This window comes from Marinoscillum sp. HNIBRBA16962 (assembly GCF_057801515.1).
Genome location: NZ_CM173603.1, coordinates 3,798,058 through 3,820,849 on the forward strand (window position 1 = coordinate 3,798,058; position 22,792 = coordinate 3,820,849).

The window sequence follows — 22,792 nt, forward strand, 5'->3', positions numbered from 1 at the left end:
TTTTAAAAAACTAAACTGTATGCGATAAAGTACTTAAAGCAGTCCGTTGGTTTTCTTCACTGCTTCAGCGCTTTCCTGAAGTTTCGCTTTTTCAGCATCATCCAGCTCTATCTCTACTATTTTTTCAATGCCGTTTCTTCCTATCACGGCCGGAACACCGATGGAAATATCATTTAGTCCGTATTCTCCTTCCAGCAGACATGAGCAAGGGAACATTTTCTTAGTATCACATGCGATAGCCTGAACCATAGCAGAAACTGCCGCTCCCGGAGCATACCATGCAGAGGTACCTAAGAGTTTTGTGAGTGTAGCACCCCCCACCTTGGTTTCTTCCCGCACATAGTCCAGCTTATCTTTGCTTAAGAACTTAGAAACAGGAACACTATTTCTGGTAGCCAGTCGAGTCAGAGGGATCATACCAGTATCGCTGTGACCACCGATCACCATGCCATCCACATCAGACGCAGGGCAGTCCAGGGCTTCGGCCAGTCTGTATTTAAATCTGGCAGAGTCTAAAGCACCACCCATACCGATAATTCTGTTCTTAGGAAGGCCTGTTGCTTTATGAGCCAGGTAAGTCATAGTATCCATTGGATTAGACACTACTATAATGATCACATTTGGCGAGTGCTTGATCAGGTTTTCCGAAACCTGCTTTACAATACCCGCATTTGTAGATATCAGTTCTTCACGAGTCATTCCCGGCTTACGGGGAATACCTGAAGTGATCACTGCAATATCACTATCTGCAGTTTTTGAATAATCATTTGTAGTACCTACTATCTTTGTATCAAAGCTATTCAGAGAAGCGGTCTGCATCAGGTCCATGGCCTTACCTTCAGCAAAACCTTCTTTGATGTCAATAAGCACTACTTCAGAAGCAAAATCTTTAATGGCTATGTACTCTGCGCAACTGGCACCTACAGCGCCTGCCCCTACGACAGTTACTTTCATTGTATTTGTGGATTTAGGATTTGAAAATTAAGATGCCCAAAACTACTATCGAAACGGTTAACAGAAAAGTGATCTATCTTTTTCTATACCATGATTTTCAGCAGTTTGGTAAGGCTAAGCCCAATTACATATCCTCCACCCCACTATACACGGTATTCAGATCAAAAAAGCCCAGTGATGACTTGTAGGTTTTAAAGAGGTTGGTGGTATATTCATTGTACATTTCTGCAAAAGCAGACATGATCTTAGCTTTGATCGGAGGATGATCATTCATAATCTCCACAAAATTAACCTTTGGGATCACGTAAAGCTCCGCCTCCTCAGTCACTACTATGGCCGTATAAATGCGCTTGGTATTGGGTAGTATAGCATTATCACCAAAAAGTTTACCACTTCGCAGCGTCATAAGCTTCTCAAAGGAATCGTTCACATCAAGATTTAATGTTACAATACCATTTTTCACAATATAAACGGCATGACTCGGGTCGCCGGTAAAAAAAACCACCTCGTCCTGCTTATATTTTCGTAAGTAGAGATAGGGATGAAATCGAATAAGCTCATCATCATTGAGCTTCTCAAAAAGCCGGTTTTTACGCAAAAAGTTAAACAGCAGCAACTCCTTCTCAGAGTATGACTTCTTGAAGATCTTAAGCATGACTCAATGTAATTTTCAACATCCGTTTGGTAGAGGTGGTCACTTTAAATCGATCATCGATCCGGTATCCCACTACCCACATGATCCTCCCACCTGATTCCAGGACCAAAACCTTGTTTTTCAATGTTACGGGAATTTTAGAATCAATCATAAAATCGCTCACCTTTTTTTTACCCTTCATACCCAATGGCTGAAATGTATCGCCCTGACTCCAGCTTCTGAGTGTCAGCGGAAAGTGTACAAAATCAGCATCCAGACAAGCAATATCACTGTTGATTTTCGGTTGGTTCCCGTCAACTTCTTCAAAAACGAGTTCAAGATCTCTCAGGGTCACTTTTTTCTGACCAGAATCTATCCGGCAAGAAACATGGTTATCCGCAGTAAGCACCTCAATTAAAAGCTTTCCACGATCCAGGTTTACTTTAAAATCCGGTGAGAAAAATACCGCTCCGATACTTCCCTGAACGATCGATTCAAAAAGATCTTCCGTTTGCCTGTAATTAAACCCATACGATTTGAGGACTTCATAAAGCATCATTTGTCCTAAATTATCTGCAGCAAACCAGCCCAGATCAATTTCCTCAAACCCTTTTTTCACAATTTTATGAACCTTCAGAATACGTTCCTTCTCCACCTCTACTAATTTCGAAGCTCCCTGAAACCGGTTTACGGACCCCTTAAATGTTTCTACCAGCGAAGGATTGATCTTTTCCAAAACGGGTATTACCTCATTTCGGATAAGATTGCGATGGTAATCATTCTTTGTGTTTGACAGATCTTCTCTCCATTTAATCTTCTCCCGCTTAGCATACCTGTAAATCTCCTCCTTATGCGCAAAAAGTAAAGGCCGTACCCTTTTTCCTTTTTTCATCGCTATGCCTGCCAACCCCGATATACCAGTGCCTTTAGTCAGGTTGAAAAGCACAGTTTCCAGATTATCATTAGCATTGTGTGCAGTAGCAACTTTGGTATATCCATGAGTTTTAACCAACTCATCAAAAAAATCATAACGAATGTTTCTTGCCACCATCTGTATGGATTCACCGGACTCATATTCCTTCGGATCCACCAGCCGGTCATGAAAACCAACTCCCAGTTTTTTACAGGTCTCTGCTACGAGCCTGGCATCCCGGTCGGATTCTTCCCCTCTAAGCTGGTAATTAACGTGAGCTACAGCTAATGAATAGCCCACTTTGTGCATCAAATGCAGGAGGGTCATGGAATCAACACCCCCACTTACCGCAAGCAGCACTTTATCCTCCTTATTGAGGAGCTTATTTTTCCCAATAAATGTTAAAAAAGTCCGGTACATAATCCTATGGTGTTTGCTTGCGTTAGTATTGTTAGTTTTGCACGCTCATGTACAAGATACTGCAATATTACATATTCCTGTTTATCATTTTGACTGCAGTTCCACAGGCTTTGTCCCAAAAAGGAAAACGCATAAAATACAAGGCAGAAGGCGCTCTGGAAAATGGGAAACGTAACGGGGAAACCTTTCGGAAACTGATAGATAATGTTGTTTTTAAACAGGAATCTACAACGGTTTACTGCGACAGCTCTTTGTTCTTCCCCGGGCGAAATACCATGGAAGCTTTTGGTCATGTACGCATTGTGGATGACTCTACGGTGATCACTTCACGTAAGCTTGTCTATGAAGGGAATGAACGTAAGTCCAGACTTCGTGAAAATGTAATCTATACAAGGGGAGAGCGAAGGCTGTATACGGATTTTCTCAACTATAACCTGGACCTGGAGATCGCTCACTACTTTAACAATGGAAAGCTTAAAGACAGCACAAATACACTGACCAGCGAGATAGGCTACTTCTATGCACAGCAGAATTATGCCCAATTCTTTAACAATGTAGTGCTTATTGCTCCGGACTATACATTGAAGACGGATACACTAAAATACAATACCACGACTAAAATTGCTTACACATACGGAAGGACTGAGATCATCACTGAAGATGGTACCACCCTCCATGCCAAAGGAGGCGAATTCAGGACAGTTTCTGAACAGTCAGAATTCATTGAAGGAACTGTAGAAACGGATGATTACGAGCTGGATGGAGATGAATTGTTTTTCGATGATCTCAAAAAATATTATAAGGCCATCGGAAATGTGACCATGACTGCTAAAGAGCGGGATGTAATCATTGTAGGTGACGAAGGCTTTTACGATAAAAACGAAGGGATAAGCAAGATCTACGGCAATCCGTTGATGAAAAGGATATTAAAAGAAGATACCTTCTACCTGTCTGCAGACACCCTGGTAGCCATAGAGAGTGACTATGATTCTGCCAAACGAATCCTGGCTTACCATGATGTGAAAGTATACAAAAAAGGCCTGCAAGGCATAGCAGACTCAATGGCCTATTTCAGGGCAGACTCGATTATATTTTTATACCAGGATCCGGTCATATGGAACACCAGAAATCAGATAACTGCTGATACGATCAACCTGGAGGTGACAGAAAATGAGATCAGAAAAATGAACCTGAAGAGTAAAGCCTTTATGGTCTCTGAAGACACTATCAAAAATTACAACCAAATGAAAGGCAGGCAGATGCAGGCATATTTTGTAGACAATGATATCAGCAGGATCGATGTGGATGGTAATGGTGAGATCCTGTATTTTGCACTGGAGAAGGGAGACTCTGTGCTCATGGGCATGAATAAGATCTTTTGTGCAAGAATGAAGATCTATTTTAAGGAAAGGGATATCTCAAACTTCCGGGTCTATAATAACCCGGAGGCGCAGCTGATCCCTCCGCACGAGCTTACCCCGGAGGTGCAACAGCTCGATAACTTTGCCTGGCGAATCGAAGAGCGACCGGAGCTTTTTGATGTAGCGCCATACCTGGATCCAAACTATGACCCTGTAGCCGCAGCTGCCAGGGAGGACTCTTTAAGGGCTCTTGATGTTAAAAAAGACTCTATTGAATCCAAAACACCTGTAGATAAAGCTGACCTGAAAAAACAACTTAATAATAAACGAGCAGGACAGGAATTAAACAGAGGAGACAGGCGTCCGGTCCTGGATACCGGACGGCCTCCAATAAAGAAAGATGACAATTCACCTAAAATGAAACCCAATGCGACACTAAAAAGCGGCCGGGACGAGTTATAAACACAGTGTCTGAATATTAAATCTTAAAACATTAAGTTTGCGACCAATTTTGGCATATGAATAGAAAGATTGTAAGAAATATCACCTTTATAATAATTGCTGTAACAGTGGCTTCCTGTTCGAAGTTTAGAAAAATACAGAAGAGCAGCGATTGGAAAGTGAAGTACGAAGCTGCCCTGGATTATTATGAAAAAAAGGACTACTACAAAGCCAATGTCCTTTTGGAAGAGATACTACCGATCATCCGTGGTACTGAAGAGGCTGAGAAGGCAAACTTCATCTATGCCTACTCTTATTATTATCAAAAGCAGTATATTCTTAGTGCTCACTACTTCAAGCTTTTTACGGATGTGTACGGTAGAAGTGAATATGTAGAGGAAGCTGCTTACATGCATGCAAACTCTCTTTACAATCAATCCCCTCAACCGAGCCTGGATCAAACCAGTACCTATGAAGCTATAGCAGCACTACAAAACTTCCTCAACAAATATCCTTACTCAAAGTATGCGGAAAAGGCTGATGAGCAGATTGATGAGTTACAGGTAAAACTTGAAACCAAAGCTTACGAGAACGCCAAACTTTATTATCAGCTGAGAAGATACAAAGCCTCGCTGGTTGCTTTTGAAAACTTTCAGTATGACTTCCCGGACTCCAAATACAACGAAGAGATTGCTTACCTGGCTATAGAGACTTCCTACGACCTGGCTGAAGTCAGCATCCGAAGCAAGCAGGAAGAACGATATAGAAACACAGTCGATCTTTATGAAAAATTTGTAGATAAGTATCCAAATAGTAAATATCTTAAGGATGCTGAGAAGATTTATAAGGATTGCATCGAACAATTGACTATCTTTGCCGATCAAAATAATCAGAATCAATAAAAGGACATGGCTACAAACGCATCTTTAGTTACCAGAGATAACGAAAAAATAGCTGCACTAAGTGGAAATATCTACGAATCTATCGTAGTAATTGGAAAAAGAGCGCGACAAATTTCTTCCCAGCAAAAAGAGGAGTTGAACTCTAAGCTTGCTGAGTTTGCTTCTTCTGTAGATAACCTGGAAGAAATCTTTGAAAACAGAGAACAAATTGAAATCTCTAAGTTCTACGAAAGAATGCCAAAGCCGTCTACAGTTGCGGTAGAGGAATTCCTGGAAGGAAAAGTTTCATTCAGAACACTGGATTCAGAAGAAGAGTTATAAATTTACCCCAGCAATGCTGGACGGAAAAAAAATTTTAGTAGCGGTTTGTGGTTCAATAGCAGCCTATAAAACCGCTTTTTTTGTGCGCTTACTTGTGAAAGCAGGAGCTGAAGTGAAAGTTCTCATGACAGAAAGCGCTAAGGATTTTATTACTCCCCTCACCCTTTCCACACTCTCTAAGAATCCGGTTTTATCTTCTTTCACCAAAGGAGAAACGGGGGAATGGAATAACCACGTAGATCTGGGCCTTTGGGCTGACCTGATGATCTTTGCTCCATTAAGTGCCAATACTCTGTCCAAACTGGCAAACGGAGCTTGTGATAATCTGGTCACGGCAACTTACCTTTCAGCCAGATGCCCGGTGATGCTTTGTCCGGCTATGGACCTGGACATGTACCAACACCCGGCTACTAAGGCAAATCTCTCCAGGGTAAAGTCCTTCGGGAATGTCATCATAGATGCAGAAGAAGGTGAGCTGGCAAGTGGACTGAGCGGCATTGGCCGGATGGCTGAACCCGAAACGATCCTCAAAAGAATTGAAGAATATATTGCTTCCTCTGAAAGCTTCAAAGGAAAAAAAGTGATGATCACGTCAGGGCCTACTCAGGAGGCCATAGACCCGGTTCGGTTTATAGGAAACCACTCCACGGGTAAAATGGGAGCTTCCATAGCCTATGAATTAGCTAAAAGGGGAGCTGAGGTTGTTTTTATTTCAGGACCGGTTGGTCACTACCCCCATCACCCTAAAATAGAGGTTACCAAGGTGAGTTCTGCAGACCAAATGTATGAAGCAGCACAAAAAGCTTTTCCAAAAACAGACATAGCAATATTCACAGCCGCAGTAGCGGACTATAAGCCTGGTGAAGTGGCCCGGTCCAAGATCAAGAAAAAAGAAGAAAATCTTGGTATAACTTTAGTCCCCAACCCGGATATAGCAAAAGAACTGGGGGCTAAAAAGAAGAAACAATTTACCGTAGGTTTTGCGTTAGAAACTGATGAAGAAGAAATAAATGCAGTCAAAAAACTGGAAAGCAAAAACCTGGACATGATCGTGTTAAATTCTTTAAATCACAAAGGTGCAGGCTTTGCTCACGACACAAACCAGATTTCTATTTTTGACCAGCATAATAATGTGAGACATTTTGAGTTAAAAAGTAAAGCCGAGGTGGCTAAAGACCTGGCTGATATGATTGAAAAAGCACTCAATGGTTAGAATTTTAATCGTACTTTTCCTGATATTTCCGTTTATCAGCTCCAGTCAGGAGCTAAACTGCAGAGTCGTGGTAAATGCCCAGAGAATTCAGGCTACTGAACGACAGATCTTCTCCGATATGGAAATCGCGTTCTCCCAGTTTCTCAACAACCGCAGTTGGACAGACGATGAGTATAAACCAGAAGAGAAGATCAACTGCAATATCATCCTTACCATGGACCCCACTGAATCGCAACCAAGCGCCGGACGCTGGGGAGCTTCCGTTCAGATCCTGTCTTCCAGACCTGTTTATAACTCTTCGTACGAAACGGTTCTTTTCAACTTCGCCGATAGAGACTGGCAGTTTGAATACGTACAGTCACAGCCCTTACAGTTTAATGAAAACTCATTTACTAACAACATCACCTCCCTCCTGGCCTATTATGCCTATACCATTATAGGCCTGGATTATGATTCCTTTAGTGAGCTGGGCGGTACTCGTCATTTTCAAATTGCCAATCAGATCGTTTCGAATGCGCAGAACTCCAACTATCCCGGCTGGTCACAATTTAACAGCGTAAGAAACCGGTACTGGCTGAATGAAAACCTTCTGAGCAGCAACTTTGAACCGCTGAGAAAAACCCTCTACGCTTACCACATAAAAGGTCTGGATACCTTCATAGAAGACCCGGAAACGTCAAGAGATAATATATTGAATGGGTTGAAAGCCATACAACAGGTAAACCGAAGCAGACCACGATCTATCCTTACAATCAGTTTCCTGGACGCAAAAGCCGAAGAACTGGCGCAGATATTCAAAGAAGGAACCCCCTCACAGAAAAAGGAATCATTCGACATTCTTTCAAAGCTGGACCCCAGTAAAACCGACACCTTCAATAAAATCATGGAATAAATGGCGAAGCGGCAGGTAAAGGTCTCTAAAGATGACCTGGGCAAGTACATGGTTTCGGGTGAGTTGCTAAATTTTATTATGAAAAATGATTCGGTTTTTCTGGCAAAGGCCCTTTCTGTAGAATCAGCTTCAGTCAAAATAAAAAATACTAAAGGTCATGTGTTACATTTGCCTCTGGACCAGATCGAGGATGTCTGGGCTGAAGAAAAGGTTGCGCAATAACTCATGATCAAATCCCTTTCGATTAAGAATTATGCACTGATCCAGCGTCTGGAAATGACACCATCTCCTAACCTGAATATTATCACGGGAGAAACAGGTGCCGGGAAGTCCATCATGCTTGGAGCTGTCGGTTTATTACTTGGCAACCGTGCTGATACCAAAGCATTGTTTTCTGAGGATGAAAAGTGCGTGGTAGAAGGTGTTTTTGATATTGGTCAATATCAGGTTAAGTCTTTCTTCAATAAGGAAGAACTTGATTATGAAGTGGAATGTATCATCCGCAGAGAGATCAGTCCTTCAGGAAAATCCAGGGCATTTGTAAACGATACTCCGGTTACACTGGATGTGCTGAAAACACTGGGAAGCCACCTGATGGATGTTCACTCTCAACATGAATCGCTTCACCTCGGAAACAATCAATACCAGCTGGAAATTCTCGATATCTATGCAGGGGCGGGGAAATTGCTGAATGAATACCAGGGTATTTACACTACCTTCAAAAAGCTTGAAAAAAAATACAGCGAGCTGGTACGGACCGCACAGGAAAGTGCTAAAGAGACGGATTATCAGCAGTTTCTCTTCAATGAACTGGAGGAAGCCAAACTACAGGCAGGTGAGCTGGAAGAGCTGGAAGAAGAACTGGAAGTACTGGAAAATGCCGAAGAGATCAAGCTTAACCTTGGACACCTAAATCAACTTCTGGACGAATCAGAGTTTTCCCTGATCAATCAAATGAAGGAAGCGCTTCCCCTGCTTTCTTCCATTAAGAAGTTTTCCAAAAAGCTGGATAACCTCTACGAACGGATCAACAGCACCAGCATTGAACTTTCAGATATTGCAAATGAAATAGCCCGGGAGCAAGAGCAGGTAGAATTAGACCCTGAGAGGCTTCAGGTTGTCAAAGAGCGAATTGATTTACTATTCAGACTGCAACAAAAACATCAGGTAAACAGCGTAGAAGAACTCATCGAAATCAGAGAAGATCTTTCCAAAAAGCTGGAAAAGATATTGAACATTGACACTGAAATACAGGACGCAGAGAAGGCTTTAAAAGAACAGGAAAAGAAGCTGCAGGCCATTGGTCAGCAGCTTTCCGAAGAACGCAAAAAACATGCTCCGCTTTTTGCTCAGGAAATTGCCAACCTCATTCACAAACTGGGCATAGAAAATGGAGTGGTGGAGATAAACATTTCTGAGACTGAACCTGGCTCAAATGGTCTGGACCTTGTAGAAATGCTGTTTTCCGCAAACAAAGGAGTAGCTCCAAGAGAGCTTAAAAGCGTTGCCTCCGGGGGTGAATTTTCCAGGCTGATCTTTGCGGTCAAGTACCTGATAGCAGATAAAACCGCATTGCCCACGATCATATTTGATGAGATCGATACGGGAGTATCTGGCGAGATTGCCCTCCAGATGGTAAGCATGATGAAACAAATGGCGCAAAATCATCAGGTGATCTCTATCAGCCATCTCCCGCAATTTGCCGCCAAGGGGGATACCCATTATTACGTATACAAAGACCACTCTGCAGCCAAGTCTGTAAGTAAGATCAAAAAGCTGGAAGAAGATGAACGCATTATGGCAATTGCTCAAATGATCGGCGGTGAAAAGCCTGGAGAAAGTGCCATTGAGAGCGCTAAAGAGCTGCTCCAACTTTCCATTTAGGTTAAAAATTGTAAAAATAGGCCAGGTTTCTTTCCCTCTTAACCTTATTTAACATACCATTGTATTTAACTTTGATTCAAATTTATAACCTTGGCGTAAAACCAAAGTTATCAGCAATGAAAAATTACTTCAAAGTAATCGCAGCTAATCTCTTCATCTTTTTGATCATCACCAGTCAAACAGACTTGAAGGGTCAATTACAACTGTCGGTTGGTAATATTAAATGGCAGGGCAATAGTAAATATTCCGATGAAGAATTAACGGATCGTTTCCAGCTAAAAAAGGGTGACCTCTTTAGCCAAAAGAAACTAAATGAGGCATTAAGGTGGCATCCCGAAAACACTCAAAACGACATCTCATCTTTATATATGGATAACGGTTATCTTTTCTTCAGTATAACACCTGAACAAACAGAAGAAAATGGAAAAGTAAATATCACACTACAGGTTTACGAAGGCCCCCAGGTTATAGTAAAAAATATACTTTTCAAAGGCAATCAAAAGTTATCAGACCAGGAGTTAATGGTATATGTTGATCTTAAAAGCGGAGATTTATTTAACCGCTCCAGATTACTGTCTTCTCAACAAAAATTGGTCAATTCAGGTTTTTTCGCTCCGGATAAAGTAATCCCTCGACCCATACCAAATGAGACCAAAAGTGAAGTAGATGTAGTATTTGACCTGGAAGAACTTTAAACCAACACTAAGCCTGAAAAAGTAAATCGACTCTCCGAGTCGATAAATTGATGCTCTGCAAAATTCTTATTTACTATCGACTCGGAGAGTCGATTTACTATTATGAAAGTATTCTACCGCAAAAACCTTCCACACCTGCAACCAAAAGGAGGAACATTTTTCGTGACTTACCTGCTAAAAGGAGCAATGCCAAAGACTCTGATCAAGAAAATGAAAGAAGAGCACGAAAATGCAATCGCGAAACTGGAAAGCCAATCAGAGAAGGAAAATGCAGCACTGGAATATTTCCGAAAGTTTGATGAAGAATTAGGCAAAGCAAATGGAGCAAACCATCTGAAAAATGAAAAACTCGCTCAAATAGTAGCAGATGCCTGGCACTTCTTTGATAATATCAAGTATGAGTTAATTGCATATACCATCATATCAAACCATGTTCATGTGCTTATTACACCTTTTGAAAAGGACAAAAAAGGAACGGAAATATCACTTTTCAGGATCATGGAATCTCAGAAAAAATTTTCAGGCAGAGAATGTAACAAAATCCTTGACCGGACCGGAAATCCGTTTTGGCAAAATGAATCATATGATCGGCTGGTTAGAGACAGAGAAGAGCTAACCAGAACAATCGAGTACATTTTGGATAATCCCATAAAAGCAGGGTTATGTGCTAACAGGTCAGATTGGAAATGGAACTACATAAAACCGGATTATAACGAATTTATGTAACTCGAATCTCCGAGTCGAGGCCCGAAAGGATAACATATCAACTCTATATTTGATGTATAACATAGTCCGACCCTGAGTCAAGGGAGGAACTATTTAAATGTATTCGACTCAGGAGAGTCGAATTACAGTCACTTTACTATTTTTACTCAAAATTTTAAAAAAAACACAAAATGGCCAATAACTTACTCAAAGGAAAACGAGGAATTATATCAGGAGCACTGGATGAAAACTCTATCGCATGGCATGTAGCTCAGAGGGCGCATGAGGAAGGTGCTACTTTCACATTGACAAACGCCCCAATCGCAATGCGAATGGGTAAGATTAATGAACTTGGAGAAAAAACAGGAAGCGAGATCATTCCGGCTGATGCTACTTCAGTTGAAGACCTGGAGAATCTTTTCTCTAAATCTCAGGAAATCCTTGGAGGAAAAATTGATTTTGTGCTGCACTCTATAGGCATGTCCCCTAACGTGAGAAAGGGCAAATCTTACGGAGAGCTAAACTACGACTGGTATCAAAAATCGCTTGACATATCTGCACTGTCATTTCACAAAATGATGGCCGTAGCAGAAAAGCTCGATGCATTAAATGAATGGGGCTCTGTTGTTGGGCTGTCTTACATTGCTGCTCAAAGAACCTTCCCTTTCTATACGGACATGGCTGATGCCAAGGCAGTTCTGGAGTCTATTGCCAGGGGTTATGGCTATCGGCTTGGAAAAGCGAAAAAAGTACGTGTGAACACCATTTCCCAATCTCCCACAAAAACAACGGCTGGAGCGGGTATCGGCGGCTTTGACAGCTTCTTTGATTTTGCAGATAAGATGTCGCCCCTTGGAAATGCCATGGCAGCAGATTGTGCTAACTATTGCATCTTCCTGTTTTCTGACCTGAGTAAAATGATTACCATGCAGAACCTATATCACGATGGTGGTTACTCCATGACCGGAATTTCAGAGGAGATTATTGAACAGATGGGTAAATAATTAATAAATTAAGAATTGATAATGGAAAATTGAGAATCAGGAATGGGGAATACCTTATTTAAAAGTTCTCAATTTTCCATTTTTAATTCTCAATTCTTAACTCTCAATTTTCCATTTTTAATTCTCCCATGCTCTCCTTCCCCAACGCCAAGATCAATCTGGGCTTAAATATCATCTCCAGACGCCCGGACGGATACCACAACCTGGAAAGCTGCTTTTATCCCATTCCATGGACTGACATTCTTGAAATCACGAAAGATGAAACCTTCTCCTTTGTTTCAACCGGATTAGATATCCCGGGTGATACCGGGTCAAACCTTTGTGTAAAATCTTATCAACTTATCGCTGAGAAATACAACATCTCCCCGGTTCACATCCACCTGCACAAAGTAATCCCCATGGGAGCTGGCCTGGGCGGAGGGTCGTCAGATGGTGCATTTACCATCAAAATGCTCAATGATCTTTTTGATCTGAAATTAAAACAGGAAACAATGAAAGAGCTGGCAGCTCTCCTGGGAAGCGATTGCCCGTTCTTCATTGAAAACAAACCGGTTTTTGCCACAGGAACCGGCACATCCCTCCAGTCAGTAAACTGCAGCCTATCCGGAAAGTATATAGCTCTAAAGCATCCCCATATTCATATTGGCACCGGAGAAGCCTACGGCAATATTGTCCCGAGAAAACCTCAAATTTCAGTTCCTGAAATATTAAATAACCCAATAACTACCTGGAAAGACCAACTAATTAATGACTTTGAAGCATCGATTTTCCCTGCTCATCCCGAAATCAAATCGCTTAAAGACAAACTTTACCAGGCTGGGGCCATTTATGCTTCTATGACCGGTTCAGGTTCCGCCGTTTATGGTATTTTTGAGCGTAAACCCAACCTACCGGAGTTTCATATTCTGAAACTATAGATCAGCCTTAGTCAACCGACCAGCAATGCAGTGTAGCCGGGATAAAAGAAAAGCACGTATAATAAATTTAATTACAGCATTAACGCTGATCCTGAGCTTTCTCTCAAGCGACACATTATTGGCAAGCGATACGCTTAGTCTGAATGATAAATCCAGGATCTATACATTAAATCAACACCTGGACGTATTCCACACTCCGGATACTTTAGAAGGGATAGCAGCATGGGAAGCAATCCTAAAAGGTGATATGGAAAGGTCCGGGGAGAAAGCCAACCCCGGCATGAGCCACCCCCTGGACTCTTACTGGCTGGTGTTTTCGCTGAGCAGCCCCAATCCAGGAACCTACTACCTGGAAATAGATTACCCGCAAATCGATCGAATCAGGTTCTACGCAGTAAATGAACAGGTTAGGGAGCTACAAAATACCGGTGATCAGTTTACATTTTCACAGCGCCCTGTTAAAGCAAGAAATTTTATACTCCCAGTACAACTGGAAGAAGACACACCACAAACATTTCTTTTGAATATTGACAAGCGAAAATCTGCGGTGAGATTCCCCATTCAGGTTTATCATCAGGATATTTTCATCCCAAAGCAGTTTAACGAAAACTTGTTTTACAGCTTCTATTTTGGGTTTATCTTACTAGTCATTATTGCTTCCCTGTTGCTGGGGATTCTGGTAAATCAGCGGGTTTTCGTGGCCTATAGCCTATACCTCACAGCTTTTTGGCTATGGCTCTTTTCAAGGCTTGGCTATACTTACCAGTTTTTGACTTTTGACTTCCCTGAAATCAACCGCCACTTTCTTCCTGTTTGTACACAGTTAGCAGTAATGACCCTTATCTTTTACATTCAGACCTTCTTTGATACCAGGTCATACCTGAGAAGCTTCCATAGAGTGATGAACGGAGTTCTTATTTTCTTTACGGCAGGATTTATAGTCTGGGCGCTATTTCCTGACTGGTTTATCAATATTGCACCAAAACTTTTTGTCGTTCGATACGCACTAACTGCCCTGGTGATCATTTTTGCCATTACTGCGGCTATCAGGTATCGCAAGATCGACACCTTCCGGTCAAATATGTTCTTACTGGCCTATTCGTTCTTCTTTCTGGCCATATTTAGTAAGATCTTTGCTGAGTTTGGGTTTGTAAATGAGTCACTATTCAGCGTTGACCCGATCTTTCCGGGCTTTTTCATTGAGGTTCTGTTTCTAACGGTCACTATGGCCGTTATTCTCAAAAAAATGCTAAGCCAACGGACTAAACTGCAGGCTGAAAACGAAGAGCTTCTGGAAGCTATCGAGATCCATACAGCCAAAGAAAAGATCCAGAAAACCGGTTATATCACTTTAAAGAGCAAAGCAGTAATACCTGTAAACCGGCTGATGTATATTAAAGCAGATGATCATTATTTGGAATTTTATTTTGATGGCGACAAGACGAAAGAAATTGACCGCAACACACTCAGCAAAATCAGCAGTGAATTGCCTGACCAGTTCGCAAGGATTCATCGGTCCACAATTGTCAACCTGGAGTACGTAAAATCTACTTACTCAGATAAGGTTATCCTGAAGGACGAAACACCCCTCCCCCTTTCCAGAAAATACAAACAGCAGCTCCTGGATTCATTAGTGAGCTAACCCCACTGTCATTCACGGCTAGCAACCTGTCATTCACGACATTTATTTGATTCCCTCAATTTAAAGGCCCTTAATTAGGGGCATCGAAACACAATACAAACACATCAGGGAGACACTATCGCCACGCGAATTTCAGGTCGTCAGACTATTAGTCTCCGGTATTAAAAGAGATGAAATCGCTCGGCAGCTTGGCATTACCAAACTGACTTATGATGGCTACAGAAAAAATATCCGTCTAAAGCTAAACATCAAAAACCAGGCGGACTGGGCAAAGATCATCTACGTGGTAACAAGTCATGAAGAGAAGGGGAATCAACCATGAAAACAAAGTTTAAGCTAATCATCAAAATCTGTGGAATACTGGTATTGCTTGGTTTTTTAAGTGCATTTGAGTTTGCAGGCCGGCAACCTGAGCACCCAGGTAATTTACCCCCTGTCCCTATCAGACCTATTCCACAGGATTTCATTCCTTTAGAGTTTACCCCTAACCCACATTTACAAAGCATTAAAGCTGAAGTGTTTGGTTATGATTCAGGGGACATGGATGGATTCTCCAGGTAGTTAGAACTACCCTCAGGAGTAGAAAGCCGCTCCACCTGATCCTTTCTGATGTAAAAAGAAATGTATATGATACTTACACCAGTTGCTATGCCTGCAACAATGGTCGACCAGCTGGTCCAATGTGCTAATCCCGTATCGTGCAATATCATCACAAAGGAGGAACCCATAAACAATAACCTGAAGATCTCCAGCTTCAATGCCCACCTTCTGGCCTGAAGCAATCCTCCCCAGCTAATAATCATCATAAATATGCCAACCGACATAATGATCCTGTCCTGGTAGCTTAATGGCAAAGAAAGATTGATGGCAAACACCATAAATATCAAGCCAAGTCCTATCTGAGCAATAATGTAGGGTTTGATATTCTTAAACTGATCACTCCTGTATTTTACCTGTTCTGCCCTGGTATAGCCTATTCTCTTAGGTTTGTTTTCCCTCAGCCCCCTGGGCCTCCAGCCAAGAGGCATAAACCATAGCCTGATCTTATCCCACCAGTAAGGCGCTGCCACAGCATCACTCCATAGTTGTTTCCAATACTGGAAATTGACGAAAATAGGATCCCATGTCCGTGGTGGATGGGTAACTCCATAACAGATCTCCTCTTCTTCAGGCTCAAACGTTCCAAATATCTTATCCCAGATAATGAGAAACTCCGAGAAATTTTTATCCAGGTATTGCGGGTTTACACCATGATGAACCCTGTGATGTGAGGGTGTAACAAAATATTTTTCAAACCAACCCAACCGTTTAATAACCTGGGTGTGATGCCAGTATGCCAGCAGCAAGTGAACGGCCGCCACCGCATAGACCATTTCAGGTGAGAAACCAATCAGGACCAAAATCCAATCGAAAAATAAAAACTGAAACAGTCGCTGAGTAAAGCTTGCCCGGATACCCACGGAAAGGTTTAATTCCTCTGACGAATGGTGTGGCATGTGAGCTGCCCAAAACACATTGATGGTATGGCCTAGCCGGTGAAACCAGTAAAAAATGAAATCCTGCAACAGGAGAAGGAGCAACAAAAAGTACCATGTGGGAGGAATCTGCCACGGAGCAAACTGATACAGCCACCCATACCACTTAAATACAAAAAAGGCTACAGCCAGATTTACACATTGATTTCCAATGCCGGTAGCCAGATTAGTTACAGTATCCTGAAAAGGGTACAAACCCTTCTTTGCTCTTACACTGTAAATGATCTCAGCCACCAGCAGAATAAGTACTATCGGTGTTATGAACGTATAAACATTCATAGGCTACGGGTGTAACCTACTTAAACGTCATTTTGTGAAGAACGGTTCCGAACCTGGAGGATTTAGGCTAATTTGACAGCCGTACCGCTAGCGCTAACCATCAGCATGCCTCCGTCTCTGCCCATATTTTCATAATCCAGATCTATTCCCACCACGGCATCTGCACCCAGCTTTCTGGCATTCTCCTCCATCTCAGTAAGTGCAATATCCTTAGCCTCCCGAAGGGATCGCTCATAGGCTCCGGATCGCCCTCCTATTACATCCGTAATGCTGGCAAAAAGATCTTTAAAAATATTAGCGCCGATAATTGCTTCTCCGGTCACTATCCCCAGATACTGAGTGATCTGTTTTCCTTCTACAGTGTGTGTGGTAGTTGTTGTCATGTGGTTTTTATTGAAATGATAAAATGGTTATTAATAAACCTTCTGAAAAAGGCACTTAAAAATATTCGTATTTGAGCTCAAAAAGTTGTTAATTCATCTGAGTATATCCGTATCCAGGGCTTTCCGTCTCATTCTTCGGTTGATAATCGGATAAAGAAGCACTGATCCCAATATGAGTGATGTTCCCAGGTAAAACCCTGGCGTCATCTTTTCTCTTTCCGGAAAAAAGATCAGCGCCATAATGATCCCGTAGACCGGCTCCAGGTTTACAGTAAGGTTTACAGAAAAAGCCGACAGGCGCTTCATCAACTCCACCGAATAAGAATAAGCATAGACAGTGCAAACCAGGCCCAGCAATACAAGGTATCCCCAGTCAGACCAACCTGGCGAAAGGTCCAGGTGATTTACCCCATCCATCTGAAGGTACAGTGGGAAAAATAATGCAATACTCAGAGTAGCGCCGACCATCTCATAGTAAGTGATCACAAAAGGATCTTCCCGTTTAGAGAGCTTTCCGTTGATCACTGTAAACAAAGCAGAAATAAACGCAGACAGGATGGCCAGAGACAATCCCAGAAAATAATCAAACTCTACATTAAAGATCACCACTATGCCAATAAAAGCGATAATGCTAAGTACAACTTCAAACCCCTTGATCTTACTTTTATTCGCAATCGGCTCCAGGAGGCTGGTCCACAAAGAACAAGTGGCCATACCTGCCAGACAAACGGAAACGTTAGACACCCTGGCTGAGAGGAAAAACAAAACCCAGTGAGCAGCTATCAAACTACCGGTTCCCAATGTTAAGAGGTAATCGCTTCCTCTAAAAAACCGAAAGGATTTGCGCCTGATGAGGATAAGTGCCAGCAGGCCCAGTGAAGCAATAAGCACCCTGAAAAATACCATCTCGACAGATGGCAAATCTATAAGGACCCCCAGAATAGCTGTAAACCCCCAGATCAATACAATGAAATGCAGAAAGGCAAAATCCTTATTTTCTTGCGTCATCGTGGTACGGTATTGTACATAATCACTCCAACAATTGAAAAGACAATGTTGGGTATCCATACCGCAAAAATAGGATTAAGTGTACCGGCTTCCGCAATGGACTTTGCCAGGATAAAGAAGATGATAAAAATAAAGGCAATCAAAAACCCCAGAGCTATCTGAAAACCGGTGCCTCTGCGGGATTTTTTGGCTGAAACAATGAGACCTATAAAGCAAAGTATAATGACCGTAAAAGGTGACATAAAACGAACATACTTTTCTATAAGGTAGATCTGCACATCGTCCGCCCCCCTGCTACGTTGTAGTTCTATATAGTCATTTAACTCCGGGAGTGTCAGGGTTTCCTGCAGCCGTTCTTTGTTTTGGAAATCAGATGGCGACAGGTTCAGCAAAGTATCTATATCCTGTGTTGGTCCTCCGGATGTAATCTGCTCACCATCCGGAAGTAACAGACGTCTTTGCCAGCTTTTCAGACTCCATTTATTGGTAGCGGTATCCCAGTGGATTCGCTTTGCAGTGATCTTGTCTTTCAGCTCCTGACCCATTATCCGCTCCAGAGTTACCGTATACCCAATGTCTCGCTGGTTGTTATACCTGTCAATATAGATGTACGCATCATCATCGATCTTAAGGTGTATGTTTCTGTCACTGTAGTAAAAAGGCTTTTTCAGATTCTCTAACTCAAAAGCTATTCTGAATTTATTAGAATCAGGAATGATATAGTTCATAAACAGAAAGCTCATGGCTGCAATGAGCGTTGCGCCTATAAAGTAAGGAACCATCATTCTGCGAAAGCTAACGCCGGAAGCCAAAATAGCTATGATCTCTGTTTTTGCCGCCATCTTGGCGGTTACAAAAACGGTGGCAATAAACGCAGTTATCGGAGTTAACAGCGTAATAATAAATGGGATAAAAGTCAGATAGTACTTTAATATGAGTCGCCCAGGGACATCATTTTGAATGAAATCATCGTTCTTTTCTGTGAAATCAATCACACAGATGATCAGCACCAGCAGCAAAACCACAAAAACGAAAGTGGTCAGGATCTTTTTCAGTATGTACCAATCTATCTTTTTCAAAGTCGCTGAGACACTTTTTTAACCATCTTATTTTTCCAAGCAGCAAAGGTACCCGCTTTTATTTGTTCCCGTGCTTCTCTGACTAACCATAGATAAAACGTAAGGTTATGAATGCTGCTGATCTGAGCGCCTAATATTTCTTTGCTCATAATCAGATGCCTGAGATAAGCCCTGGAATAAAAGGCACTAACATACCCTCCTATCTCCGGATTAATGGGGCTATAATCATTCTTCCATTTCTCATTTTTAATATTCACAATACCCTCGGAAGTGAACAACATCCCATTTCGGGCATTTCGAGTAGGCATCACACAGTCAAACATGTCTATTCCCAACGCAATACACTCCAGAATATTTTCAGGAGTACCTACTCCCATCAGGTAACGAGGCTTGTCTTTTGGCAAAATGTGGCATACCAGATCGGTCATGGCGTACATATCCTCATGAGGCTCTCCTACTGAAAGTCCCCCGATGGCATTTCCCTCTCGCTCCTGCCTCGCAATATATTCTGCAGACTGTTTTCTCAGGTCAGGATAAGTACTACCCTGAACAATCGGAAAGAGTGCCTGCTGATAACCGTAAACAGGCTCCGTCTTATCAAAATGATCAATACAACGCTTCAGCCATCTATGGGTCATATGCATGGAATCCCCGGCATACTTTTTATCGCAAGGGTATGGCGTACACTCATCGAAAGCCATGATAATGTCTGCCCCGATCACCCGCTGAATATCCATCACATTCTCCGGGGTGAAGTCGTGTTTTGAGCCATCAATATGTGACTTGAAGTTTACACCCTTCTCAGTGATCTTCCGGTTATCTCCGAGAGAATACACCTGGTAACCCCCGCTATCCGTTAGAATAGGTCGGTCCCAGCCATTAAACTTATGCAGGCCTCCTGCTTCTTTGATGATTTCCAGTCCTGGCCTCAAATAAAGATGATAAGTATTACCAAGAATGATTTCTGCCTGCACATCTTCTTTTAGCTCGCGTTGATGAACAGCCTTAACCGTACCGGCTGTGCCCACCGGCATGAATATGGGTGTCTCAATATTGCCATGATCCGTTTCGACCCTTCCGGCCCTGGCATTCGAACCGGCATCTGTATGGGATAATGTAAATTTCATGAATGCCGCAAAAATAGTTGGGTAGCTATGAATCTCAACATCATGTGGCTTCTATCTTTGTAACAGAACCTAAAAAACCTTGATATACCTTTTCTTTGGCATTATTCTTATTCACGTGGTACTGCTCCTACCGGATGTGACCGCAATCCTCCTCCACTCTGAAAAAAAAGCAACTACCCGGCCATCAGGGTTTTCTGTGATCGTAGCAGCCCAAAATGAAGCCCACAATCTAAAAAAACTTATTCCACGACTTCTCGATCAGCAGTACCCGGACTTTGAGGTTATCATAGTGCTGGACCGGTGCACCGACCAAAGTGCAGCAATAGTCAGAAGTTTTCAGGAGCAAACCAGTATACTTAAGACACTGGAAATCAAAGAAAAGCCTGAATATTTTGATGGTAAAAAACATGCCCTGACAAAAGCCATAGGATCAGCCTCAAAAGACTGGTTGCTATTTACAGATGCCGACTGCCTGCCTGCTTCCTCTTACTGGATCTCTGTTTTTAATGGGCAGATAGATAAAAAGACAGAAATTATTCTCGGCATAGGTCCGTTAAGGTGGTATCCCGGACTACTCAATGCGCTTATCAGATACGAAACCTTCCAAACAGCACTTCAATATGTGAGCTCAGCACTTCATGGTTCCCCTTACATGGGTGTGGGAAGGAACTTAGCTTACAAAAAATCACTTTTTAATAAGGTGGGTGGATTTCAGGATTATAAGGGTTTAACCGGAGGTGATGACGACCTGTTTGTTCAAAAACATGCAAACTCCATAAATACAAAGGTTGTTTTAGCTAAAGAAAGTTTAACCTATTCAGCTCCTAAACGTACATTTAAAGAATATCTAACACAAAAAACCCGACATTTGTCAGTGGGCAAGTATTACAGGTCAAAACTCAAAAATGTACTCACCTTTAAGGCAGCCGTCCATGTATTGGTATGGTTGAGTTTTCTATATTTGGTCTTCAGTAATCCTACTGACCCACTTACAATCGGGGCATTTTGTGCGTTAGTGGTCGTAAAAGGATTAGTTTTTACCAAAACCGCCTCAAAAATGGGTACACTCTTTAGTTTACTTTGGTTTCCAGTTGTGGATTTTTTGTACGCGGTTTTTCTACCCCTGATAGGAATCCGGGCTGTATTTGTAAAAAATATTAGATGGAAGTAAACAGGCAATTTTCTGATAAGGCGCTAAAGGACTTTAAGCTCATTGATAAAGCTACGCTTGAAAATGATGAATCGGCATTTGCAGAGCTGATGAGCCGGTATAAAAAACCGGTATATCACATGATCCTGAAGATGGTGAGAAATGTGGATGATGCAGAGGATCTCACCATAGAAGCATTTGCCAAAGCATTCCGAAATCTTGCTCGTTTCAAAAAGGACTATACTTTTAGTACATGGCTCTTCCGAATTGCAACGAATAATGCCATCGATTTCATTCGAAAGAAAAAGCTGGAAACCTATAGTCTGAATACCTCCTTTACTGACGATAGCGGGGAGTCTGTAAATATCGATGTGGAGGACAGCAAGCTCACCCCTGATGAAGAAGCAATTAACACCCAAAAAATTGAGCTGGTAAGGATGTTTGTCACCAAACTGCCTGCGAAATACCAACGCCTCGTAAAGCTCCGGTATTTTGATGAGCTCTCTTATGAAGAAATAGCCAAGGAACTGGAAGCCCCTTTGGGTACTGTAAAAGCACAGCTACACCGGGCCCGGGAACTGATGTATGAACTGGTAAAAGACAAAAAGCGACACATTTAAATGATCAATACTCCGGCGCAGATAGTTTTTGATCACTTCCCGGAATTGTCCGCCGCTCAGAAGGCTCAGTTTGAAGCTTTGGGAGCACTCTATTCGGATTGGAATGAGAAGATCAACGTGATCTCAAGAAAGGATATTGACCAACTCTACATCCGGCACGTTCTGCACAGCCTTGCAATAGCCAGGTATGCTACTTTTGAAGCCGGAACCAAAATACTGGATGTAGGTACCGGTGGTGGATTTCCGGGTATACCTTTAGCTATTATGTTTCCTGATAGCCATTTTCTGCTGGTAGACAGCATTGGAAAAAAAATAAAGGTAGTTGAGGCCATTGCAGAGGCCATTGGACTTAAAAATGTCAGTTCCGAGCACGCCCGAGCAGAAAAGATCAAAGACAAATTTGATTTTGTGGTTTCACGAGCTGTAGCAAGGACAAAAACCATCTTTCAATGGACCAATAAGCTGCTGAAGAGAAATGACCACCCTACCCTTTCTAATGGATATCTGCTGTTAAAAGGCGGTGACCTGGATGAAGAACTGAAAGAGCTTGGAAGATCCCATAGCATAATGGACATCAGCAACTATTTCGATGATCCGTTCTTCGAAACTAAAAAGATCGTCTATATACCTGTGTAACCTGAGCAGGAGAATAATTCTCTATTGGCTACTTAATCCTATAAAAGTCTCTCAATTAAGCCCGGAGAAAAAACATC

General features: G+C 42.1%; 24 protein-coding genes. 16 read left to right on the forward strand and 8 right to left on the reverse strand.

What is annotated here, in order from left to right; translation table 11 throughout:
- Window positions 1-33 precede the first annotated feature (33 nt).
- From mdh to tilS, 3 genes are all read right to left on the reverse strand, one after another.
- On the reverse strand, window positions 34-954 hold the full coding sequence (gene mdh / locus AC3E9V_RS15695) for a malate dehydrogenase (RefSeq protein WP_488749082.1): 921 nt from the start codon (window positions 952-954) through the stop codon (window positions 34-36).
- Between the two features lie 124 nt (window positions 955-1,078).
- Complete coding sequence (locus AC3E9V_RS15700; protein WP_488749083.1) at window positions 1,079-1,609, reverse strand: cyclic nucleotide-binding domain-containing protein; 531 nt, start codon at window positions 1,607-1,609, stop codon at window positions 1,079-1,081.
- Window positions 1,602-2,921, reverse strand: coding sequence for a tRNA lysidine(34) synthetase TilS (gene tilS / locus AC3E9V_RS15705; protein WP_488749084.1), 1,320 nt, complete (start codon window positions 2,919-2,921; stop codon window positions 1,602-1,604). The genes AC3E9V_RS15700 and tilS overlap by 8 nt, the downstream gene beginning before the upstream one ends.
- Window positions 2,922-2,968: 47 nt before the next feature.
- Between tilS and AC3E9V_RS15710 the strand changes: the two genes are divergently transcribed.
- From AC3E9V_RS15710 to AC3E9V_RS15770, 13 genes are all read left to right on the forward strand, one after another.
- Entirely contained in the window at window positions 2,969-4,744 is a 1,776-nt protein-coding gene (locus AC3E9V_RS15710; RefSeq protein WP_488749085.1) for an OstA-like protein, read from the forward strand.
- A gap of 56 nt (window positions 4,745-4,800) precedes the next feature.
- Entirely contained in the window at window positions 4,801-5,625 is an 825-nt protein-coding gene (locus tag AC3E9V_RS15715; RefSeq protein ID WP_488749086.1) for an outer membrane protein assembly factor BamD, read from the forward strand.
- A 6-nt stretch (window positions 5,626-5,631) separates the two neighbouring features.
- Window positions 5,632-5,946: a DNA-directed RNA polymerase subunit omega gene (locus tag AC3E9V_RS15720; RefSeq protein ID WP_488749087.1), complete on the forward strand. Its 315-nt coding sequence runs from the start codon at window positions 5,632-5,634 to the stop codon at window positions 5,944-5,946.
- 13 nt (window positions 5,947-5,959) lie between these two features.
- The gene (gene coaBC / locus AC3E9V_RS15725) at window positions 5,960-7,159 is read left to right on the forward strand and encodes a bifunctional phosphopantothenoylcysteine decarboxylase/phosphopantothenate--cysteine ligase CoaBC (RefSeq protein ID WP_488749088.1); all 1,200 of its coding nucleotides are present in this window, start codon (window positions 5,960-5,962) and stop codon (window positions 7,157-7,159) included.
- A complete protein-coding gene (gene porD / locus AC3E9V_RS15730) occupies window positions 7,152-8,051 on the forward strand; it encodes a type IX secretion system protein PorD (RefSeq protein ID WP_488749089.1) in 900 nt (299 codons plus the stop codon). The genes coaBC and porD overlap by 8 nt, the downstream gene beginning before the upstream one ends.
- Window positions 8,052-8,273: a hypothetical protein gene (locus AC3E9V_RS15735; RefSeq protein ID WP_488749090.1), complete on the forward strand. Its 222-nt coding sequence runs from the start codon at window positions 8,052-8,054 to the stop codon at window positions 8,271-8,273.
- A 3-nt stretch (window positions 8,274-8,276) separates the two neighbouring features.
- A complete protein-coding gene (gene recN / locus AC3E9V_RS15740; protein WP_488749091.1) occupies window positions 8,277-9,935 on the forward strand; it encodes a DNA repair protein RecN in 1,659 nt (552 codons plus the stop codon).
- Window positions 9,936-10,051: 116 nt separating this feature from the next.
- Window positions 10,052-10,630 carry a POTRA domain-containing protein gene (locus AC3E9V_RS15745; RefSeq protein WP_488749092.1) on the forward strand — a complete coding sequence of 193 codons (579 nt, stop codon included), beginning with the start codon at window positions 10,052-10,054 and terminating at the stop codon, window positions 10,628-10,630.
- Window positions 10,631-10,732: 102 nt separating this feature from the next.
- The gene (locus AC3E9V_RS15750) at window positions 10,733-11,356 is read left to right on the forward strand and encodes a transposase (RefSeq protein WP_488749093.1); all 624 of its coding nucleotides are present in this window, start codon (window positions 10,733-10,735) and stop codon (window positions 11,354-11,356) included.
- A gap of 170 nt (window positions 11,357-11,526) precedes the next feature.
- A complete protein-coding gene (locus AC3E9V_RS15755) occupies window positions 11,527-12,339 on the forward strand; it encodes an enoyl-ACP reductase FabI (protein WP_488749094.1) in 813 nt (270 codons plus the stop codon).
- A 128-nt stretch (window positions 12,340-12,467) separates the two neighbouring features.
- Window positions 12,468-13,256, forward strand: a complete 789-nt coding sequence (ispE, locus tag AC3E9V_RS15760) for a 4-(cytidine 5'-diphospho)-2-C-methyl-D-erythritol kinase (protein WP_488749095.1) — start codon at window positions 12,468-12,470, stop codon at window positions 13,254-13,256.
- A gap of 25 nt (window positions 13,257-13,281) precedes the next feature.
- Window positions 13,282-14,898, forward strand: a complete 1,617-nt coding sequence (locus tag AC3E9V_RS15765; RefSeq protein WP_488749096.1) for a 7TM-DISM domain-containing protein — start codon at window positions 13,282-13,284, stop codon at window positions 14,896-14,898.
- Window positions 14,899-15,001: 103 nt separating this feature from the next.
- Window positions 15,002-15,220, forward strand: a complete 219-nt coding sequence (locus AC3E9V_RS15770; RefSeq protein ID WP_488753671.1) for a response regulator transcription factor — start codon at window positions 15,002-15,004, stop codon at window positions 15,218-15,220.
- A 202-nt stretch (window positions 15,221-15,422) separates the two neighbouring features.
- On the opposite strand, the gene AC3E9V_RS15775 is transcribed toward AC3E9V_RS15770, so the two are convergent.
- From AC3E9V_RS15775 to tgt, 5 genes are all read right to left on the reverse strand, one after another.
- Window positions 15,423-16,712 (reverse strand): sterol desaturase family protein, encoded by a 1,290-nt coding sequence (locus AC3E9V_RS15775; protein WP_488749097.1) that lies wholly within the window; start codon window positions 16,710-16,712, stop codon window positions 15,423-15,425.
- Window positions 16,713-16,774: 62 nt separating this feature from the next.
- The gene (locus AC3E9V_RS15780; protein WP_488749098.1) at window positions 16,775-17,095 is read right to left on the reverse strand and encodes a heavy metal-binding domain-containing protein; all 321 of its coding nucleotides are present in this window, start codon (window positions 17,093-17,095) and stop codon (window positions 16,775-16,777) included.
- Between the two features lie 93 nt (window positions 17,096-17,188).
- Window positions 17,189-18,103, reverse strand: coding sequence for a DMT family transporter (locus AC3E9V_RS15785; RefSeq protein ID WP_488749099.1), 915 nt, complete (start codon window positions 18,101-18,103; stop codon window positions 17,189-17,191).
- The gene (locus tag AC3E9V_RS15790) at window positions 18,100-19,182 is read right to left on the reverse strand and encodes an LptF/LptG family permease (protein WP_488749100.1); all 1,083 of its coding nucleotides are present in this window, start codon (window positions 19,180-19,182) and stop codon (window positions 18,100-18,102) included. The genes AC3E9V_RS15785 and AC3E9V_RS15790 overlap by 4 nt, the downstream gene beginning before the upstream one ends.
- The gene (gene tgt / locus AC3E9V_RS15795; protein ID WP_488749101.1) at window positions 19,179-20,309 is read right to left on the reverse strand and encodes a tRNA guanosine(34) transglycosylase Tgt; all 1,131 of its coding nucleotides are present in this window, start codon (window positions 20,307-20,309) and stop codon (window positions 19,179-19,181) included. The genes AC3E9V_RS15790 and tgt overlap by 4 nt, the downstream gene beginning before the upstream one ends.
- 79 nt (window positions 20,310-20,388) lie before the next feature.
- Here tgt and AC3E9V_RS15800 point away from each other — a divergent pair, with 79 nt between their 5' ends.
- From AC3E9V_RS15800 to rsmG, 3 genes are read left to right on the forward strand one after another with little or no spacing between them, the layout of a single operon-like run.
- Window positions 20,389-21,480 carry a glycosyltransferase gene (locus AC3E9V_RS15800; protein WP_488749102.1) on the forward strand — a complete coding sequence of 364 codons (1,092 nt, stop codon included), beginning with the start codon at window positions 20,389-20,391 and terminating at the stop codon, window positions 21,478-21,480.
- Window positions 21,471-22,079, forward strand: a complete 609-nt coding sequence (locus AC3E9V_RS15805) for an RNA polymerase sigma factor (protein WP_488749103.1) — start codon at window positions 21,471-21,473, stop codon at window positions 22,077-22,079. The genes AC3E9V_RS15800 and AC3E9V_RS15805 overlap by 10 nt, the downstream gene beginning before the upstream one ends.
- Window positions 22,080-22,715 carry a 16S rRNA (guanine(527)-N(7))-methyltransferase RsmG gene (gene rsmG / locus AC3E9V_RS15810; RefSeq protein WP_488749104.1) on the forward strand — a complete coding sequence of 212 codons (636 nt, stop codon included), beginning with the start codon at window positions 22,080-22,082 and terminating at the stop codon, window positions 22,713-22,715.
- Window positions 22,716-22,792: the final 77 nt, after the last annotated feature.

Excerpts from the sequence above, each read along its gene's own strand:
- AC3E9V_RS15780 (WP_488749098.1), bottom strand. The coding sequence starts at position 17,095 with ATGACAACAACTACCACACACACTGTAGAAGGAAAACAGATCACTCAG.
- AC3E9V_RS15710 (WP_488749085.1), top strand. The coding sequence starts at position 2,969 with ATGTACAAGATACTGCAATATTACATATTCCTGTTTATCATTTTGACT.
- mdh (WP_488749082.1), bottom strand. The coding sequence starts at position 954 with ATGAAAGTAACTGTCGTAGGGGCAGGCGCTGTAGGTGCCAGTTGCGCA.
- AC3E9V_RS15700 (WP_488749083.1), bottom strand. The coding sequence starts at position 1,609 with ATGCTTAAGATCTTCAAGAAGTCATACTCTGAGAAGGAGTTGCTGCTG.
- tilS (WP_488749084.1), bottom strand. The coding sequence starts at position 2,921 with ATGTACCGGACTTTTTTAACATTTATTGGGAAAAATAAGCTCCTCAAT.
- AC3E9V_RS15745 (WP_488749092.1), top strand. The coding sequence starts at position 10,052 with ATGAAAAATTACTTCAAAGTAATCGCAGCTAATCTCTTCATCTTTTTG.
- AC3E9V_RS15765 (WP_488749096.1), top strand. The coding sequence starts at position 13,282 with ATGCAGTGTAGCCGGGATAAAAGAAAAGCACGTATAATAAATTTAATT.
- AC3E9V_RS15775 (WP_488749097.1), bottom strand. The coding sequence starts at position 16,712 with ATGAATGTTTATACGTTCATAACACCGATAGTACTTATTCTGCTGGTG.
- AC3E9V_RS15750 (WP_488749093.1), top strand. The coding sequence starts at position 10,733 with ATGAAAGTATTCTACCGCAAAAACCTTCCACACCTGCAACCAAAAGGA.
- AC3E9V_RS15720 (WP_488749087.1), top strand. The coding sequence starts at position 5,632 with ATGGCTACAAACGCATCTTTAGTTACCAGAGATAACGAAAAAATAGCT.
- coaBC (WP_488749088.1), top strand. The coding sequence starts at position 5,960 with ATGCTGGACGGAAAAAAAATTTTAGTAGCGGTTTGTGGTTCAATAGCA.
- AC3E9V_RS15805 (WP_488749103.1), top strand. The coding sequence starts at position 21,471 with ATGGAAGTAAACAGGCAATTTTCTGATAAGGCGCTAAAGGACTTTAAG.
- rsmG (WP_488749104.1), top strand. The coding sequence starts at position 22,080 with ATGATCAATACTCCGGCGCAGATAGTTTTTGATCACTTCCCGGAATTG.
- recN (WP_488749091.1), top strand. The coding sequence starts at position 8,277 with ATGATCAAATCCCTTTCGATTAAGAATTATGCACTGATCCAGCGTCTG.
- AC3E9V_RS15785 (WP_488749099.1), bottom strand. The coding sequence starts at position 18,103 with ATGACGCAAGAAAATAAGGATTTTGCCTTTCTGCATTTCATTGTATTG.
- AC3E9V_RS15715 (WP_488749086.1), top strand. The coding sequence starts at position 4,801 with ATGAATAGAAAGATTGTAAGAAATATCACCTTTATAATAATTGCTGTA.
- ispE (WP_488749095.1), top strand. The coding sequence starts at position 12,468 with ATGCTCTCCTTCCCCAACGCCAAGATCAATCTGGGCTTAAATATCATC.
- porD (WP_488749089.1), top strand. The coding sequence starts at position 7,152 with ATGGTTAGAATTTTAATCGTACTTTTCCTGATATTTCCGTTTATCAGC.
- AC3E9V_RS15755 (WP_488749094.1), top strand. The coding sequence starts at position 11,527 with ATGGCCAATAACTTACTCAAAGGAAAACGAGGAATTATATCAGGAGCA.
- tgt (WP_488749101.1), bottom strand. The coding sequence starts at position 20,309 with ATGAAATTTACATTATCCCATACAGATGCCGGTTCGAATGCCAGGGCC.
- AC3E9V_RS15735 (WP_488749090.1), top strand. The coding sequence starts at position 8,052 with ATGGCGAAGCGGCAGGTAAAGGTCTCTAAAGATGACCTGGGCAAGTAC.